At 42.3% G+C, this 18,895-nt stretch carries 16 protein-coding genes; 6 read left to right on the forward strand and 10 right to left on the reverse strand.

Features of this window, described 5'->3' with window-relative positions:
- Positions 1-87: 87 nt before the first annotated feature.
- Positions 88-1,386 carry a TrpB-like pyridoxal phosphate-dependent enzyme gene (locus EO92_RS15315; RefSeq protein ID WP_048172906.1) on the reverse strand — a complete coding sequence of 433 codons (1,299 nt, stop codon included), beginning with the start codon at positions 1,384-1,386 and terminating at the stop codon, positions 88-90.
- A 200-nt stretch (positions 1,387-1,586) separates the two neighbouring features.
- Positions 1,587-2,930, reverse strand: a complete 1,344-nt coding sequence (gene thiD, locus EO92_RS15320) for a bifunctional hydroxymethylpyrimidine kinase/phosphomethylpyrimidine kinase (protein ID WP_048172909.1) — start codon at positions 2,928-2,930, stop codon at positions 1,587-1,589.
- A 552-nt stretch (positions 2,931-3,482) separates the two neighbouring features.
- Here thiD and EO92_RS15330 point away from each other — a divergent pair.
- The 3 genes from EO92_RS15330 to purF all read left to right on the forward strand — a co-directional run bounded on the left by EO92_RS15330 (position 3,483) and on the right by purF (position 5,525).
- Positions 3,483-3,701, forward strand: a complete 219-nt coding sequence (locus EO92_RS15330; RefSeq protein ID WP_011023130.1) for an LSm family protein — start codon at positions 3,483-3,485, stop codon at positions 3,699-3,701.
- Positions 3,702-3,847: 146 nt separating this feature from the next.
- Complete coding sequence (locus EO92_RS17305) at positions 3,848-4,018, forward strand: 50S ribosomal protein L37e (RefSeq protein WP_082098527.1); 171 nt, start codon at positions 3,848-3,850, stop codon at positions 4,016-4,018.
- Positions 4,019-4,067: 49 nt separating this feature from the next.
- On the forward strand, positions 4,068-5,525 hold the full coding sequence (gene purF / locus EO92_RS15335; protein WP_048172919.1) for an amidophosphoribosyltransferase: 1,458 nt from the start codon (positions 4,068-4,070) through the stop codon (positions 5,523-5,525).
- A 110-nt stretch (positions 5,526-5,635) separates the two neighbouring features.
- Here purF and EO92_RS17310 read toward each other — a convergent pair whose 3' ends face one another.
- Positions 5,636-5,833, reverse strand: a complete 198-nt coding sequence (locus EO92_RS17310) for a secondary thiamine-phosphate synthase enzyme YjbQ (protein WP_255350354.1) — start codon at positions 5,831-5,833, stop codon at positions 5,636-5,638.
- Between the two features lie 830 nt (positions 5,834-6,663).
- The gene (locus tag EO92_RS18860; RefSeq protein ID WP_255350210.1) at positions 6,664-6,798 is read right to left on the reverse strand and encodes a hypothetical protein; all 135 of its coding nucleotides are present in this window, start codon (positions 6,796-6,798) and stop codon (positions 6,664-6,666) included.
- Positions 6,799-6,973: 175 nt separating this feature from the next.
- Here EO92_RS18860 and EO92_RS17990 point away from each other — a divergent pair, with 175 nt between their 5' ends.
- Complete coding sequence (locus EO92_RS17990) at positions 6,974-7,063, forward strand: DUF2080 family transposase-associated protein (RefSeq protein WP_200896789.1); 90 nt, start codon at positions 6,974-6,976, stop codon at positions 7,061-7,063.
- A gap of 274 nt (positions 7,064-7,337) precedes the next feature.
- Here the strand turns inward: EO92_RS17990 and EO92_RS15340 are convergent, their stop codons facing one another.
- From EO92_RS15340 to EO92_RS15360, 5 genes are all read right to left on the reverse strand, one after another.
- The gene (locus EO92_RS15340; protein ID WP_048172922.1) at positions 7,338-8,615 is read right to left on the reverse strand and encodes a PEGA domain-containing protein; all 1,278 of its coding nucleotides are present in this window, start codon (positions 8,613-8,615) and stop codon (positions 7,338-7,340) included.
- A gap of 742 nt (positions 8,616-9,357) precedes the next feature.
- Complete coding sequence (locus EO92_RS15345) at positions 9,358-10,794, reverse strand: MATE family efflux transporter (protein WP_048172924.1); 1,437 nt, start codon at positions 10,792-10,794, stop codon at positions 9,358-9,360.
- A 110-nt stretch (positions 10,795-10,904) separates the two neighbouring features.
- Entirely contained in the window at positions 10,905-11,234 is a 330-nt protein-coding gene (locus EO92_RS15350) for a TrmB family transcriptional regulator (protein ID WP_048161236.1), read from the reverse strand.
- A gap of 51 nt (positions 11,235-11,285) precedes the next feature.
- On the reverse strand, positions 11,286-11,744 hold the full coding sequence (locus EO92_RS15355; protein WP_048161235.1) for a MarR family winged helix-turn-helix transcriptional regulator: 459 nt from the start codon (positions 11,742-11,744) through the stop codon (positions 11,286-11,288).
- A 378-nt stretch (positions 11,745-12,122) separates the two neighbouring features.
- Positions 12,123-13,595, reverse strand: a complete 1,473-nt coding sequence (locus EO92_RS15360) for an MATE family efflux transporter (protein WP_048173010.1) — start codon at positions 13,593-13,595, stop codon at positions 12,123-12,125.
- Between the two features lie 569 nt (positions 13,596-14,164).
- Here EO92_RS15360 and EO92_RS15365 point away from each other — a divergent pair.
- Entirely contained in the window at positions 14,165-15,976 is a 1,812-nt protein-coding gene (locus tag EO92_RS15365) for a KUP/HAK/KT family potassium transporter (RefSeq protein WP_048172926.1), read from the forward strand.
- Positions 15,977-16,305: 329 nt separating this feature from the next.
- Here the strand turns inward: EO92_RS15365 and EO92_RS15370 are convergent, their stop codons facing one another.
- Positions 16,306-17,574 (reverse strand): ATP-grasp domain-containing protein, encoded by a 1,269-nt coding sequence (locus EO92_RS15370; protein WP_048172928.1) that lies wholly within the window; start codon positions 17,572-17,574, stop codon positions 16,306-16,308.
- A gap of 294 nt (positions 17,575-17,868) precedes the next feature.
- Between EO92_RS15370 and EO92_RS15375 the strand changes: the two genes are divergently transcribed.
- Positions 17,869-18,861, forward strand: a complete 993-nt coding sequence (locus EO92_RS15375) for a hypothetical protein (RefSeq protein WP_048172931.1) — start codon at positions 17,869-17,871, stop codon at positions 18,859-18,861.
- Positions 18,862-18,895: the final 34 nt, after the last annotated feature.

Consider the following 18,895-nt stretch of genomic DNA (forward strand, 5'->3'; position numbering starts at 1 on the left):
CAGGGGAAGTTCACGTTTTAGCCTTTACATTTCAGGCTTTATTTTTTGTGTGTTTTTCAGCTTATGCTCTTTATTATCCCGGTTATTTCAGACAAGTTCCCTGCTGAAATATTTGTCATAGGAAGCCATGTCAAAGTGACCGTGCCCGCTCAGGTTAAAGAGAATGGTCTTTTCTTCCCCTGTCTGTTTGGCTGCGAGGGCTTCATCAATTGCACACCGGATAGCGTGGGACGATTCAGGTGCAGGCACTATTCCTTCTGTCCTGGCAAACTGTACGGCTGCATCAAAAACATCGTATTGATCATATGAAACAGCTTCTATAAGCCCTTCGGCATAGAGTTTACTTATGATCGGAGAGTCGCCGTGGTAGCGGAGTCCTCCGGCATGGATAGCAGGAGGCATATGCTTGTGGCCGAGGGTGTACATCTTAAGGAGCGGGGTCATCTCGGCAGTGTCTCCGAAGTCGTACCTGTACTCTCCTTTTGTTAAGGAAGGGCAGGCTGAGGGTTCGACTGCGACAACTCTTGCGCTGTGTTTTCCTTCAAGCCTGTCTTTTATGAACTCAAGCCCGATTCCTCCCAGGTTGCTTCCTCCGCCGCAGCACCCGATAACCACATCAGGGTATTCTTCGACCTGTTCGAGCTGCTTTTTGCACTCTGCACCTGTCACGGTCTGGTGGAGCACAACGTGGTTAAGCACACTTCCAAGGGAATACTTTGTGTTCTCGTGGGCTACGGCATCCTCTACAGCCTCACTGATTGCAATCCCGAGGCTTCCTGGGGTGTCAGGCTGCTCCTGCAGGATCTTTCTTCCGAACTCCGTATCCGGGCTTGGGGAAGGCACTACATTTCCTCCCCAGAGGGTCATAAGGGATTTTCTGTAAGGCTTCTGGTAGTAACTGGAACGGACCATATAGACTTTGCATTCGAGGTCGAAGTAATTGCAGGCAAGAGATAGTGCACTTCCCCACTGCCCTGCTCCCGTCTCTGTTGTGAGCCTCTCAGTGCCCTCTTTCATGTTATAGTAAGCCTGGGCAATGGAGGTATTTGTTTTGTGGCTGCCTGCAGGGCTAACTCCTTCGTACTTATAATAGATCTTTGCAGGGGTCTTGAGAACTTTCTCCAGCTGATGGGCTCTGAATAGGGGGCTTGGTCTCCAGAGCCTGTAAATATCAAGCACTTCCTCGGGAATATCAATATACCGATCGCTGCTCATTTCCTGCCTGATCAGTTCCTTTGGGAAAATTGGTTCAAGAGCATCCGGGCTTATAGGCTGCCAGGTTCTGGGGTCAAGAGGTGGATCAATTGGAGTGGGAAGGTCGGAAAGGACATTGTACCATTTCTTCGGCATCTCATTTTCATCAAGGATAATCTTTGTCTGTTCCATGAAAATCTCCTTCACATTATTTCTGTACAAAATCGTACCTTGATGTATTTAAGCGTTATCTGTTTTGCATGTATGAACTCCAAACTACACCTTTATACTTTGAGAATCTTAGCATCACCCTCGAAATTACGGAAACGAAAAAAAGAAAACGTGTGCCGGCTTTTCCGCCGGTTGTTGTTTACGGTTGTTGTTTACAGTTGTCATCTCAATCTTCTGGCAAGTTCCACTGCAAATTTTGCAACCTCTGATGCATCCGGACCGAGAAGCCTGACCATAGGTTCTTTTCCCATTCCTCCTTCATCATAGATTACTTCAGGCATTCCTCCGTATTCTTTAATTGCCTCAGAAGTGCCCCAGTCCATGGTACTGACCTCTTCAGGCTCTTTAGATCTGTCAAAAGAGGAAATCTCAAGCCCCATTTCCCTGCAGGCTTCAAGGATTTCTTCTGAATATTTTACATTCATGGCAGCTCTGATGTCAGGATTCTCGCGAAGAGCTGCAAAAACGACCCTTGCTACGTGCCTGCTGGCTCCAAAGTCAACACATCCAACAGGATTTGCCCTTCCTCTGTACCTCACTATCCTGCCGTCTACAGCCGCAATGTCCTCATAATTTCGGGCACCCGGAATTGCCTTTCCTATGTTACAGCCAACCTCAGGAATGAGCTTTGCAAACTCAGGGCTGTCTGCAAGTATTGATACCGCTTCTTTTACATCCTTCAGGGCAAGGTAGCGCTCTTTTTCCTCAAGGGTCTTTCCGAGGGGGTTTACAGGGTCTGCTCCTCTGCCCGCAGGCAGGCTCCTCTGGATTGCCTGTTCCACGAATTTCTTTGCCTTCCTGGCAGCAGTTTCCAGACTATTCCCATAGGCAAGGCAGGCAGTCATCGATGCAGAGTAGGTGCAGCCCGAGCCGTGGGTTCCTCCTCTGACAAAAGTTCCGGGAACGCGGGTAAAGGTGCCGGAAACGGATTCATAGAGAAGGTCCGTCGCATCAAGGTGCCCTCCTGTAACAATAACGGCTTCAACTCCAAGGTCTGCAATTTTTCTTGCCGCAAGTTTTGCATCTTCATGGGTTTTGACAGGAATTCCTGCAATTGCGCCTGCCTCAGAGGCGTTTGGAGTCGTAACCTTACAGAGGGGCAGCAGTTCTTCGATAAGGACTGAAAGAGCTTCTTTTCGCAGGAGGTCTCCTCCGGCTTCAGCAGCCACGACAGGGTCGATCACCAGGGAAAGCCTGTGCTTTTTTACCTGCTTTGCAACCTCCTTTACGATTTCCGATGAGGCAAGCATTCCGGTCTTTACCCATTTGATATTCATATCCGTACAGACAGCTTCGATCTGGCTTGCAACAGCTTCAGGGGCAAGGTCAAATGTCTTAAGAACTCCTGTTGTATTCTGGGCAGTTACGGAAGTTATGGCACAGGTACCGTGAACTCCAAATGCGGCAAAGGTCTTCAGGTCAGCAGCAATTCCGGCTCCACCTCCTGAATCCGAGCCTGCAATCGTCATCACAATAGGGGTTTTGGATAAGGGATTTCCTGTCATTATACTCCTCTTTTTTTATATTCTCTTTATATGTTTAATATACTGGCATATACTGACTTTTTCCAGAATGACTTTTTCCAGAGCTTGTTTTTCTGTTTCTCGGGCAAAGGAATTTTTATTTTATTCTATAGAGTGATCTGTATAATTCTGCAGAGATTTCTATACTGCAGATACTTCCGGGCAGCTGGCTTTTGAAGAAACCGTCTTTCGAAAAACTGGATTACGTAATGTTTCTGCAAGCTTATGAAGGACTGTTTTTTGCAGGTTTTATTTTCTGCAAACTTTTTAAATCATTTCTGAAAGCGTTGAGTGAATGTGTTTTAGTAATATTGTATTTTTCCCCTGAAAAGAGTATTTTTCTTATATTTTGGGTTCTTTTATATATTGGAACCTGAAAAGGATATATTGCTTCGATACATTTATATATTGTATTTGCGACTTTGATGCAAATAATCAAATACTTAAGCGCGGCGATCAGTTTAAGTCTGGATTAACTATTTATATTGATATAGATAATGAATTGATTTATAATGTTTTAAGGGGATTGTAAGGATGGCAAACCGACCTCTGGATATTTTGAACAACGCACTGGACACACCTGTAATTGTTAGATTGAAAGGCGCACGTGAGTTTAGGGGCGAGCTGAAAGGATACGATATTCACATGAACCTCGTGCTTGACAACGCTGAAGAATTAAGAGACGGAGAAGTCGTAAGTAAATTCAGCAGTGTCGTTATTCGCGGTGACAACGTGGTATACGTATCTCCGTAATCTATATCAAGCACTTCATCTATTAACGTTAAACCTCGGTGAGCAGCAGAATCTGTATGACTGAGAATTAATTCCAAAAAACAAAATTGCTTCGAATTATCGAATATTACACACTAATAAGTTGATTTTTATAAGGAGATATAGGAATGAGTAAAGGCACGGCATCAATGGGAAAAAGACAGAAGCGCACTCACGCCAAATGCAGAAGATGCGGCAGCGTTTCATTAAACATACATACAAAAGAGTGTACTTCATGCGGTTTCGGAAAAACAACCCGCATGAGATCTTACAAATGGCAGGCAAAGTGCAAGTATTAAACTTTCCTGCTCAATTTTCTTTATTTTTTACCTGCACCGGAGGTTAAGATTGAAAGAAGAATGCGGGGTTGCAGGCATAATCCTCCCTGACGACAGGCCTCAGTCAAATGCTGTCGCATTCAAGCTTTATTACGCTCTGTATGCCCTCCAGCATAGAGGACAGGAGTCCACAGGCATAATGGTGCATGACGGTACGTCTCCTAAGTCCATCAAGGGCATGGGGCTTGTGCCTGATGTGTACAACAAGGAATCCCTGGGGCGTCTTATAGGGAACGCAGGAGTCGGGCATGTCCGCTACTCCACGACTGGCGGGTCAAAGATTGAAAACTGTCAGCCTTTTATCCTGAACTTCAAGGGTGGAACAGTTGCCATTGCCCATAATGGGAATCTGGTAAATGCCAGAGAACTTAAGGATGAGCTGGAAAACGAAGGCCGGATTTTTATAAGCGACTCCGATACTGAGGTTATCGGTCACCTGCTTGTGAAAGAACTGATAAAACATGACCCTGTCGAGTCTATCAGGACCGTAATGCGCAAGCTTGTTGGCTCTTATTCCCTTGTTATCTTCATTAACGGCATTGTGTATGCTGTCAGGGACTCCTTCGGTTTCAAACCTCTCTGTTTTGGAGAAGTTGACGGCGGATACGGAGTTTTTTCGGAGAGCGTGGCCATCGACACTCTGAACGGTACTCTTATTAGAGACGTCAGACCAGGCGAGGTTATGGTCTTCACGGGTTCGGGCTTTGAGAGCCACCAGCTCACAAGCGAGCCCCATCCTGCACATTGCGTTTTCGAGTTCATTTACTTTGCAAGGCCCGATTCCGTCATAGATGGCAAACTCGTCTACAAGGTCCGGGAAAGAATCGGAAGGGAGCTTGCCCGCGAGCATCATGTCGATGCTGATATCATTTCTCCTGTCCCTGACTCGGGAATCACGTCTGCAATCGGCTATGCAAGGGAATCCAAAATCATGTACCTGGAAGGTCTTATGAAGAACCGCTACATAGGGCGCACATTTATTCTTCCGGGACAGGACCTGCGTGAAACTGCAGTCAGGCTCAAGATGAACGCCATTCAGGATAACATCAAAGGCAAGCGTGTAGTCCTGGTTGACGACAGTATTGTCCGCGGCACGACTTCCAGGCGTATCATAGATATGGTCAGGAAGGCGGGAGCTTCAGAAGTCCATGCAAGGGTCGGAAGTCCGGCAATTATTGCCCCCTGCTATCTAGGGATCGATATGGCAACCAGGCAGGAACTGATCGCCTCGTACAAGACTACAAAAGAGGTTGAAGGGCTTATAAACGCTGATTCTCTCGGTTATCTCAGCATTGAAGGGCTTATGAGAGCTCTTGAATGCGATAGGAACGACATGTGTGTCGGCTGCCTTACAGGTGAATATCCTGTAGAAATCCCGGGTGAGATCTGCAGAAAAAAACAGACCCGTCTGGACGATTTCAGTAAGGCTAAAAACTCTTCTCAGTCAGTCTCTTCAGGCAGCCCTTAAGGGACTTTCTTTTTCTTTTATTATTTTATTGTTCTCATTTTTTTTCTTTGGCTGTTCTGCGCTACTTTTCGGTTCGATCCTGTATTTTAACTCGTCCTGGTCCCCTATCCTTATTCTATCTTTAAAATCGTCATATTTACTGTCCTGTGCCTCGGCCCGTCCATCTCGGCAAAAAAGATGCTCTGCCAGGTGCCGAGTTCCAGTTTTCCCTGTACAATTGGCAGGGCTTCGCTTACTCCGAGCAGCACGGCTTTGAGATGGGCATCAGCATTATTGTCTATGCGGTCTGCTGTATTTTTTGCCTGAATCTCTTGATTTTTCCGCTTTTCAGGTTTATATCATGTGCTTATTTTAAGTTGTTTCTCTAAATAGAGGACAACTTCTTTCTTAATAGGGTGATTGAAAACAGAGTAGAACAGAATGGATAAAACAGAATGGAAAAATGGGGAAATTGACTTCAGTTTAACGGTGAATTCTAGAGAGCCCTTAACAGAATAGAGTAGAAGAAAATAATTCGAAGTGGTTACGTTTTTTGGAAAGAACTGGATACAGTTTCCAGTTCTCTCCGTTTTCCCTTTCCCGATTATTGAACGTTTTTTGGGTGGGATTCATACTTTTAAGCTTTCCGTTTTTTAGATGTTATTTATCTCAAGGGATGGAGTTGTTGGTGTCTCGCATTTGTTTTCTTCAAATTATTCTGGCTTCATTTGTTGGGTGTTGCTTTGAAATATATTTTTTGAAGGCAGCATTGAAGACGTTTTTGGGAAGACTTGTTTATCTGAAATGCTCCTGAATATTCTCGTTTTTGGAACCCGTTTTTTGATTCCTTTTTTTTGATTCCTTTTTTTAGATTCCGTTCGTTTTTTAGAGATTTTTATCAGGTCGTTTTTTATTTCAGTGTATTTATCGGGAGATTTTTTCAGAAAATAATACTTTTTTCTATTGTCAAAGGTTTAACTCTGGGCAATTTTAGACTGCTGGGTTTTGTTCTGCCAATTGGTTAAGGTAGATTCTGCGTTTTTCTGTGGAGGAAATTTTAGCTTTGTCTGTAAAGGGATCCGCCTTCCGAATAATTTTTAATTTCAGCTTTTGGTCATAGCTGGTTAGCCCTTCCTGTACTTCAGGGAAGTTTTTAGATTTATGCTTCCTGTCTCGAAATAAGCCCGAAGAGCTTCTGAATTATTATCTTCGAGGATGGGACAAACTTGCGGTTTCTGAGCAGGAACCCGTGCAGGACTGGTTCCAGAGGCTTTTGCGGAACTGTTTCTTTCATTCTGGCTCACCTTTTGAACATATTTCTGTTTTTTTTTTCTTCAGCAGGAAAACGGCAACTCATTACCGATTAATAATATATAAATATTTGTTACGTGATCCAGACAGGACACTTCCAGCCTATTTTAGTCCTAATAATGCAGATACTTTACAATACAATGAAAACAGAGTGCATAATGAAAATCGAAGTTGAAGGGTTTGAAGTAATTGAGAAACTCGTAAAAGAGGCAGATAATTCCGGTAGAATATACGTTCCTAAAGACTGAATAGAGAAGCGAGTAAGAATAGTACTACTAGAGCCAGTAGAAAGCGAGTAAGAAAAAGTTGAGTGATATAAATAGAAATTAAATTGTAAATTATCTTAATCGACAGAAATACTCAATAATAGTAAACATCAGGCAATACCAATTATCAAGATCTCTTATCAAATTCATCAAACTTACAATATATATCATTCAAGATCTTTGCCAAATTACATCAATAAAATTCTCCGAACCCTGAGAATTTTGGTTCATTAGCTATTGATTTAAATCATACTTTTCATACAGATAAATTCATTTTGTAAATCGTCACTTTATCACAAATGCTACCTGCTTCTTCTTTAGTAATTCCATACTTTTCGGCAACTTTCTGCATCAATAAATCTTCGTCTGGAGCTGCTGTTGGATCATTCAAATCGACATTTATCCATGCATCATCGTAGCATTTCTCGTAATAATCATAGATTTCATACTCTCTTTCTGTAGGGATATCTGAAGCATCTATATTTCCAACTTTATCCTTAATATCAAACACATACTGATAAGAAGATCGATCATTACCAGATGCAATTTCTGGAGTCATAGAGCCCCAATCACCATTTGGACACCATTCAACTTTGCCTAAAGTGAAAGCATCATCTACATCCTCTTTTCTATCATAGGCAAAAACAACAACTTCATCAATATCATTGTTTTCAGATGTTTTATCCATTACCACTCGAATTAATGTAGATTTTAGTTCTTCTTTTGAAATATCAGGAGAAATTACAACTCTGTAATCTATTCTCATGTTAAGTGGCACGGACTCAAGTTCCTCTGATGTGTATGCAGATAAAGGCTTAGTTAAAGCTTTTATGCTTATATCGTTCTCTTGTATAACATCGTAATTCCTCACCAATGAACTATCATAATCATGTGTTGGTGTTGATTCAGTGGTTGGTGTTTCTGTCGGTGTTGGACTAGGATCTACATATGGGGTAAAAGTCCAGTCTATTGTTTTTGGATCTGAATTCGTTATGGATACTGTCAATGTTTTGGGATTATATCCCGAGAGATATAAGTCTACAATATGATTCCCTTCATCCACAGACAAACCTTTTACAGGAGAGAAACCCTGTGGAACTCCATCGACTGTAACAGTAGCACCTGCTGGACTTGTTACTATATCCACTGTTCCTTTATTGTCAGGTGTTTCTGCTGATGCCGGCATTGCTATTGTGGTAGTACCATTAGCAGATGTAAGAGGTGCAGCTACTGCATCAGTACTATTATTGATTGCTGTAGTTGAATCTACATCAGGTAATGAGTTGGAAGCTACAATCACTAAAAAGAATACTACAAAAAATCTTACGGTGCCGGACATTGAAATATTTAATTTTTTTTCCAATAGATATGCTGTTGGTGGAAGCGCTACAATACCTGCCAAAAGAAAAAGTAATCCGGCAATAATATGAAACTCAACAATTGCACTAAAGAACATAATTAAAAAGAGAACTCCAAAAACCCAACGGATACCAATGTTTCGGATTCTCTTATTTTCTGTTTTTATTTTTCCCACTAGCTCACCTCAGATTAATAGCTATTCATTTAATATCCGATTATGAAACTGACATGCCATAGTTATAAAATATTTAAATAAGTTCTCCTTTTAAAGACGCTTATGAATCCATATAGACAAAATAGAATACACAGAAACAAATAGTAATTTACAAAGAAGATTCTAATATACTTGAAATATAATAATTATCTTCATTTGTTCTACTATCACCCTAAACTTTCTTATCTACGGCATGATTGCAGATCGAGATATTTTAATAAGTTAGAATCAGCGGAATGAGAATAATCTCATCAAATTTAATAATTGTGGTTTAATAAATGAATATTTATCTTTCAACCCACTTTCCGCAGATGTCTTCAAAAAAAATAACCGTTTTCCTGGCATCGTTTTTGAAGAATTATTCGAAAATCTGCAGTTATTATCTCAACTGAAATTTCTGGAAATAGCTGCTGGAAGTTTTCAATGAAGACAAAAGGCGAGAATTTTGGAAAATTTCAAAAATACGTGTTTGAGTAACGAGGACGGTTTTCAGATAAAAACGATAGCATGAAAACTGGTGAAAATTGAAAGGACATCTGCGGAAAGTGGGTTTCAGGGATTAAACACAATAACTTTGAAACCACGATTTTCATCAACCGAATTTTGACAGCTTACGATCACCCACCAACTGAAGACTTGACATAACCGCACACATGTTTAAAATTTTTTGAAGAATTCCCTCAAAAGATTCGCCAAAAAATTTTTAAACTCCCTGTTCCAGAGGTTTGTTCAAAGATCCTGTTTTCAGAATTGTGTTGAGGTAGAGTCTTGCCCAGACAAAGGTTATTCCGGCTCCGATTCCGTTCCCTACGACAATCCCCCACCAGGCACCTACCTGGCCCATATCCAGATTGAAGGCGAAAAAGGCTGCAAAGATCGGGGTAAATACTATGGTTCTCAGGAGGTTTGCGGTAAGCGCGCTCATGCCTTTTCCTGCACCCTGGAAGAAAGATGTCGAGAGCATTCCGAGAGAAACTGACGGGTAGAAGATACAGATCACACGCAGGAAGTGGGTGAGGTCTGGTGCTATATGGGCGGCTTCTGCTGTCTGCGTGAAAATTGCTGCAATCTGCGGGGCAAAAATAAAAGTAAATACAGCAACCACACTTTCTATGAGGAGGCCCAGTTTTATTGCATAGGTATGGGCAATTTCTGCTTTTTCAAAGTCCTTTGCTCCGAAAGCGGCTCCTGAAACCGAAACTACAGCTGTTGCAATCCCTATAAGGGGGGCAATTGCAATTGTTGCAATCCGCCAGCCAGTGGAGTAGACAGCAACTCCGTCGGTATTGCTTACGTTTACAATAATAAGGTTGAGTACAAGCATGGATAATGACATAGAAAGCTGCTGGGCAGAGGCGGGGATTGTAATCCTGAAGATGTCATTTACAATATTTCTTTCAAAGCTGAAGTCTTTAAAATCGAAGGAAACGAAAGTATCCTTCCTGAAAAAGAGCCAGTTCAGCATCATAACCGAAGAGACTGCAAGAGACAGCAGGGTCGCCCAGGCAGCGCCCGCAATTCCCATTTTAAAGGTGTATATGAAAATAGGGTCAAGGATAATATTCAGGACTGCGCCAAAGATCATTGCCTGCATTGCGCGCTTTGAATCCCCCTCGGCTCTCAGGATGGAGTTAGCTACATTCGTGAAAAAAACTACTAAGCTCCCGAGGAATATCACCCTTGCGTAAGCTACTGCAAGATCGGTTGTTTGTCCTGCTCCTGCCAGAGTGAAGATCTGGGGGGCAAAAACATAGAAGGGTATGGTAAATATCAGAACGAGAAGCAGCATCATTATAATCGTATGTACGGCTACGTTGTCTGCTCCTGCTTTATCCCGTGCTCCTATCTTTCGGGAGATGGCTGCTCCTCCCCCTATGCCCAGCCCGTTGGATAAAGCCATGCTTATGAAAAAGAAAGGAAATACGAAGCCCATTGCAGCAAGCGCATCCGCTCCAAGCCCTGAAACCCAGAAAGTATCTACCAGCTGGTAAATGGTCTGGACGGACATCGCAACAATCATCGGGACCGCAAGTTTGATTATGGCTTTTTTTGGGTCTCCTTCAAGGATCTTTACGCCGCGTGTTTCCGGACTTTTTTCAGGATTGACGGAATTTGAATTTACAACTGCTCTGGTTTTCATTTATTGATCTTCCTTTTAATACGTCTTTTTCCCTTTTCCTCTTTTTTCAGGAATGAATCTTTTTCAGGAATGTAATCCTTTTCAGGAGCTCAGGGAACTCAGACCAAACATTAAATGAACCTGTTTTTTATCCCGTAACCTGCAGAATTAAGTTCCTTCAATGTTTCATTCAGGGAGAAAAGAAATTCGTTTCTAAGCCTTTCGGTCAGCTGCTCCGGACCAATGCACCTGAAATATGCTGGAGGTCCTTCGATGACTTCCACATACTTCTTTTTTGACATTCTCTCCAGCGTAGCATAAATCTTTGGCCTGGGAACGTGCGTAAATTCATGGATTTCCCTTGCTGTCGCCTCGCCCATGCTGAGGAGTCCCAAATAGATCTTCGCCTCGTTTTCTGTGAATCCGAGTTTCTTGAGTTTGCCTATGAGCTCCGTGTACATTGCAGATCTCAGTATCCAGTATCGTTTCCCAGGGCCCGGGGCTTTTCCCTTTCAGGTACTTCCATCCAGTTTCTTCAGTGTGCCAAGCATTGTCTTCAGGCTTTCCTGGTAGGCTGCAATATCTTCTTCAGCAAGCCTGTTAAGGACCTCAGATACACTTTTTTCAAGTTCCTCTGTGAACCAGTCCCTGTAGGCCTTTCCTTTTTCCGTAAGTGAAACCAGGGTCTTTCTCCGGTCCCCGGGGTCTCCCTTCCTGAAGACAAGCTCTTCTCTTTCCAGAGCATCGATCATGCTGGTCAGGCTCCCTTTCTGAAGGTCCAGGCATTTTCCAAGAGTCGTAGGCATTATCTCACCTACTGAACCTATAATCAGGATAGCCTTATTCTGATTCTTGTTAAGACTGTATGGGCTATTTCCTGCCTGGTGAAAAGTTTTGGCAAAATTTTTATGGAAGAGATGGATCATCTCAAACTGAAGTTTTACCGTCTCTTTTATTATTTCTTCTTTCATTGGTTATCACAGTGAGGCGCTTTTTTCCAGTCCTGATCCGGATGATAAAGCCAGGGATAGTCGCCAGGGATCTGTTTGTGAGGCGTTTTTGATCCAGAAGATCTGTTTTGCGAGGCGTGCTTGATTCAATCTTCTGACTGGTTTCTGGCGGGTGTTTTCCCGATCTTATCGGGTTTGACTTTTTTGTTGGGTTTACCGAAGCTTATCGGGTTTGACTGGGTTTTAATTTCTATCTTATCATCCGAATCATGACTGTATTAAATCTTACTATTTACTTTTCGTACTGTTCGATTTCAAACTAAATACCAAATAGGTTTTATTTATATTTTATGATCTGATAATCGAAGATATCTGCGAGTATCAGGCATTCTGACGTAATCAACATTTTTCCCCGGGTTTTGTAGCATGGATCATACGTCTCAGGTAGAACTGAGCCCACACAAAAGTGATCACAGACCCGATAACCGTACCCGCAACCAGCCCCCACCACACACCAAGCAGCCCCCAGCCGAATTCATAGGCAAAGAGCAAGGCAAAGAGGGGAGTCATTATAAGGCTCCGGAGAAGAGTTGCAATAAGGGCGCTTGTGCCTTTTCCTGCCCCCTGGAAAAGAGATGCAGAGAGTATTCCGAAGGCAACCGCCGGATAGAATACGGTCATAATTTTCAGGAGCCTTGTTAGTTCAGGGGCGATACGGGCGGCAGTTTCGGCCTGGGTAAAAATGGCTGCAATCTGCGGGGCAAATGCGAATACAGCAATGCCTATGGCGGCTTCTACCAGAAAGCCTATTTCTGTTGCATAAATAAGGGCTTGCCGGGCTTTTTTAAAGTTAAGTTCTCCAAAGGCAGCCCCGCTAATCGAGACCACGGAGATTGAAATTCCTATCAAGGGAGCAACCGCAATGCTTGCGACTCTCCAGCCCGTGGCGTAGATTGCAACCCCATCGGTGCTGCTGACATTGACAATTATAAGGTTCATGAGGAGGGCGGTCATTGCCAGAGCTACCTGCTCGAACGATGACGGTATCCCTACCCTGAAGATGTCCCGGACAATGGCTCTGTCGAATTTGAAGGAATGGAACCTGAAAGTCACATAGGTGTCCTTTTTAACAAAAAACCAGTAGAACATCAGCAGGCCCGAGCTGGCAAAAGAAATCACAGTCGCAAGAGCAGCCCCTGCAACCCCAAGCCCCAGAGTGTATATGAAAATTGGGTCAAGCACTATGTTCAGGACAGACCCCAGGATCATGGACTGCATGGCTCGCTTTGAGTCCCCTTCACTCCTGAGAATGGAGTTTGCAACGTTCGTAAAAAAGAACACAAAACTGCCTGCAAAGATAACCCGGGCATATGAAACCCCTAATCCGGTTGTATCCCCGGCTCCGCTGTACATAAAGAGGTCTTTTACAAAGGCAAGTGCGAGCACGGTAAGGGCAACTGTGAGGATGAACATTATCACGAAGGTATGCACTGCAACGTTATCCACGCCTGCCTTGTCCCTTGCACCTATCCGCCGGGAAACCGCAGCTCCTCCCCCAACTCCAAGCCCGCTTGTAAGCGCCATCTGAATAACGAAAAAAGGAAAGGCAAACCCCACCGCAGCAAGGGCATCTGCACCAAGACCTGCAACCCAGAAAGTATCGGTCAGGCTGTAGATGGTCTGTACGGACATTGCAACTATAATAGGAATTGAGAGCTTGACCACGGCTTTTTTAGGGTCTCCGAGGAGGACATCCACCCCTTCCGTAACTTTTTGAGTTGGGAGGACTTCTGTTTTTTCCTTCTCATCCCTGCTTTCCTTTGCCTCTTTCTCTCCGGTGTTCCCTTTTTCTTCTACCGTTTCCCTGCTCATTTTTCCCGCCGTTTTTGGACTCACACATTTTTCATAAAACCTCAACAGGAAGCCCCTGAGTCTTTAGCTCGGGGGTAGTTGACTCTATCACATATTTTTTATCCTATTCTTCTTTGATCTCTCTGCCTTTAACATTTTCTTATTTGCGGTGAAAAGTTTTTTATTTACTTCCCAGATGCAGAGATTAATTTATAACCTGAGGACAGAATTTTGTGGATCAGAAGAATTAAAATCAATTAATTGGCTTGATAACTGTTTAATATAGATTTCCCGGGATAATGGGTCAAGATCTTTATATATGAAAAAGTAATTTTCAGCACCATGCATTATTATAAAATAATATTTACTTTAGATTAATTTAATAAAAAGCTGAAAATCAAAAGATAGAGACGAATTTTAAATGAAAACGGGAAATTGGCGAGTTAAAAATTCTGCAAATTCAATTCCTTTTCACTCTTTTTGGGCAAAGTAAAATCATGATTTGTTGCCACAGGATTCAGGTACCTGTAACTTTTCATCCTAAATAATACTTTTTGCCTAAAATTCCCGGAATAAATAGGAGATAGATTATGTTTTCAAAACCCGATTTCAGGGGAATAGTAAACTCTATGGGTCTTGTCTTTGGAGATATCGGGACAAGTCCCATCTATACCCTTACAGTTATATTTCTTCTCACAAGACCTACGGAAATTCACGTAATAGGAGTTTTATCTTTAATCATCTGGACACTTATTATACTGGTGACTATGGAATATGCCTGGCTTGCTATGAGCTTGGGAAAAAAAGGAGAAGGAGGCACTATAGTCTTAAAAGAGATCCTTCTTCCCCTGCTGAAATCAAGTAGAAATGTTTCTTTAATTACGATATTGGCCTATATTGGGACTTCGTTCCTTCTCGGAGACGGAGTAATTACGCCTGCAATAAGCATACTGAGTGCTGTCGAAGGGATACGCATTATTTCCGGATTTGAAAATACAGGACAGGGAACTCTTATGTTAATTGCCAGCTTGATTGCAATAGGCCTTTTTTCCTTCCAGAATAAAGGATCTGAAAAAATTGCATGGGCATTTGGACCAATAATGGTTGTCTGGTTTTTAGCTCTTGCAGTTTCAGGCATTGCCTCAATATTTTATACCCCGGCTGTATTAAAGGCTATAAATCCGTATTATGCTATTGACTTTCTCTCACATAACGGACTTGTAGGCTTCTTTGTATTATCTGAAGTTACTCTTTGTTGTACCGGTGGAGAGGCATTATATGCCGATATGGGCCATCTTGGGAGAGAGCCTATCTTAAAAGCCTGGAAGTTGATATTTTTCGCATTGGTTTTCAATTATCTTGGGCAGGGAGCATTCCTTATTAGAAATCCTGATTCTAAAAATGTTTTATTTGAGATGATCAATCATCAGGCACATATTATATTTATTCCATTCCTTATCCTGAGCATCATAGCTACGATTATTGCCTCTCAGGCTATGATTAGCGGCGTGTTCTCAATAGTTTATCAGGGAATAACGACCCGAATAATGCCAATGTTAAAAATAGATTATACATCCGGGGAATTAAAGTCACAGATATATATAAGTGCGATAAATTGGATGCTCCTTATTTCCGTATTATGCATGATATTTGTGTTTAAAGAATCGAGCAAACTTGCGGCTGCATATGGACTGGCAGTTACCGGGACCATGACGATTACGGGTATGTTGATGACTTCGATATTTTATCACAAAAAACAGACGTCGAAGGTTATTATTTCGCTATTTATAACATTCATCGACATAGTATTCCTCCTCTCAAATACCTATAAAATACCGCATGGAGGTTACTGGTCCGTTATTATAGCAGCTGTTGTCTTTGCTCTTATAGTTATATACACTTCCGGGCAAAAAAGGCTTTATGAACTGATGAAGCCCGCTAAATTTGAGGATTTCCTTGAAAAATATAATAAGGTATATACCACCGAAAATAAAATCAGTGGAACTGCCCTTTTCTTTTCACGAGACATAAACAGAATCCCTCAATACATTTCCCACGTAATGTTCAGGAATAACATTATTTATGAAAATAACATTTTTATTTCAATTATTAAGTCAGACAGTCCATTTGGAGTCGAGAGCTCGTTCACAAAAGAATTGGCAAAAGGATTGAGGTTATTTGAAATAAAGATGGGTTACATGGAAATTGTTGATGTGGAACAAATTCTGAAAGACAATGGCGTTACTGAAAAAACAATTTTTTACGGAATCGAAGACATATTTACCAGTAATTTAATATGGAGAACCTTTTCCGTAATAAAGAAACTATCCCCTTCGTTTGTCCAGTTCTACAGGCTTCCTGCTGATGAGCTTCATGGAGTTATGACAAGGTTTGAAATGTGAACCTAAGAAGGTAGCTTAAGAAGACAGCTTAAGAATATAGCTTAAGAATATGGCTTAAGAAGACAGCTTAAGAATATAGCTTAAGAATATAGCTTAAGAATATAGCTTAAGAAGACAGCTTAAGAAGACAGCTTAAGAAGACAGCTTAAGAAGGTGGCTTCACTGAAGCCCCTTAATTATTGGATTTGAGCATAATCAGGATATACAGGCCGGAAAGGAATTTCATGGTCTGAATTCTTTTTATGCCATTCTTTACGTGGTTTAAATATTCATTATTCTCTGGTTCTGTATTTTTCGTTTTCTCCTTTATAGGCTTTGGGATCTGGTTCTCAACTACAATTCTTAGTTTTTACCCTTATATACTCCTTCAAATCTGCCCTTAAATACCTGTCAATCTCCTCCCACTTGTTGTTCCTTGTTTCAGTAAAGAGGAACGCAAAAACCGGATACTGCCTGTAATCAAGCTTCCGCAGTTCCAGGGGCTTTTCAAAGCGAGAAACAAAACCTTCGTAATTAAATGCTTCAATATCTTCCGTTTCAATCTCATCCGGCTTTTTGGCAATCAAGAGGCAGTAGGTACTGTTATCTTTCCCCCTCTCCTGAGCTTCATCCTTATCCTTCAGGATCTCCTTCCAGTCCGGCTCCAGCCCCTCTAAAAAATACCTGTGGACATTGATTCCGTAAGCATAATACGCGATATCGGCAGTGCACCACCCCGCAAACCTGATCGGGTTCACCTCTATAGGTATTAACCTGTTGTTTTTGTCCACCCGCAGCTCAATATGCAGCGGGAAATCCCGTAGTCCTGGTCCCTGCAGTCCCGCGTCCGGCAACTCAGAACCTTGCACCTCATAATCCCACAGCTTTGCAGCTTCATTTATTTGCTGTAGAAGTTTCAGGGCTGCTTCCAGATAGGTCTCAATGGTCTTTTTTGAAGTCACATAGACCTTATCTTCAACATCATTTTCCGCCGGAAACAGGTGCTTCAGGATATTCAGGACCACCGGCTTTCCCTCGTCGTTGTAGTAAGCATCCACAGCCAGCTCCGGCCCTTCGATGTAATCTTCAAGCACAAATTTCCCTGAACTGAACACCTGAGCCGGGAACAACCCTTTGATTGCTTCCATTTCCTGCTTTAAGGCTGGCAGGATCTTTTCCCATTCTTCCATGGTACTGACCTTATAAACTCCTGCACTGAAGAACCCAACTGCCGGTTTGATTATGAAAGGCTTTTTAACGGCTCCGATATCCAGTTCGTCCAGGTTTTCAAATTTCACTCCCTGATAGGAAAAGTCAGGATAGATGTGCTCAATCAGCTGCCTGAATCTGAACTTATCCTTAAAGAGCCCTATTTTTTCAGGAATTCCGGTGAATCTGAGGTTGTTTGCTATCCAGACGAGGGAGATTTCAGAATTGCTGTATAGTTTGCAGGTTTTCTGGCTTTTGAGGAGGTCTATGAATTCAGTGTCTTCAAGAAGTTTTACGTCTTTGTTGAAACCCAGGCGTTCAGAGGTTTTGTTTTTCAGGACAGGTAATTTCATCTCTGTGATGATGTCCTTCAGAATTTGAGAAACGTATGGCTCTTCAAGTATGATCAACTATCCCACCCCTCTTATATGAATTCTCAGTTATCCTACTTCCCTTTTATGAATTTTGTTTTTCAGCTTATATTGGTCCGGCAGTTTTGCCTGAAACACCAGGTTTTATTTGCTGATTCGGAAGAATCTCAGTTTTTTATATTCTTTCATATTGTAATACAAAAATGCAATTTCGTATGAATAATTATTTATCTTTAGAATACCTCTATTATTTATTACTATTATTCTCAAATATTTTATTACAAATTAACTTGATAATATGGGGAAACAGGGTCAATTGTGAGGGGTGGCTTTATGAAGCAGGGAACAGGAGCAAAAAAGGCTTCACAAAAGGAAAAAGTCGATTTGCACGTACATAGTATACGGGGAAAATTGTCATCTGCAGCTTCACCGTTCCCCTATCTTGTCCCGGCGTTTGCTCCTGTTTCGTTTCCTGCTTCTGAGTACCTGTTTTTTTCTCCCGGGCTTCTCCAGCTTGATCTGAACATTTACCGGGAGCCCATGATAAAAATGCTTATTAAAGAACAAAGTGAGGACCTTTACCGGCTGATAAAAAAGGTTCACTTTGATGGAAAATACTACCGGGTAAAAAGTGTGCATTCCGGAGGATGGGAACACTGCTGGGAACTGGCGGTCAGGATACAGTTTTTCGGAAAGCTGCAGGGGTTAGCCTTCGAGCCGAAGAGGGTCGTTTCCGGAAAAGATAAGAAAATAATCTACAGGTCCCTCATTCTGGTAAATCCTCATGAACTGTGGGACGAGGAGCTGGTCGAAAGGTTATGGAACCTTCAGGAGAGAATCGAGTTTCTGATTGCAAAAATCCTCTTTCACGAATGCATCCATGTCCTCATCTTCCTCGGAAAAACTCTGCCTTCAGGTTTCGGGCAGACGGATATTTTCCTTGAATTCAGGGAGATTCTTGATTTTGCAAACTCGAAAAAACTGTGCCCCGAAAGTTGTGGTGTCAAGTCCCACCTTCAGAATCTGGCTGACCTTTCCCCGGACTTTCCCGAAAGCTCCGGAGAAAAGCTGGATAAGGTCCCTGAACTCTATGAGTTCCTGATCCACGAAAAATACAGCATCAAAAAAACCGATCAGGCGTTCGGCCTTTCCTGGAGCAACAGGAAAGTTTCCCGCAACTACGCGAAGATGGCAGCTTTAAAGATGGGCTCCTGCCCGGGGTCCAGTAAAAAGGATTGGGAAAAGGAAGTCATCAGATTGCACAGGGATTTGAAAGAGCTGTATGATAGGATTGATGACAAGCAGGGCTCTGCGGAGGGCTGTTAAAAAATTCCTTGAGATACTTGAATCACAAAAAACT

Source organism: Methanosarcina sp. 2.H.A.1B.4 (assembly GCF_000979385.1).
Classification (GTDB): Archaea; Halobacteriota; Methanosarcinia; order Methanosarcinales; family Methanosarcinaceae; genus Methanosarcina.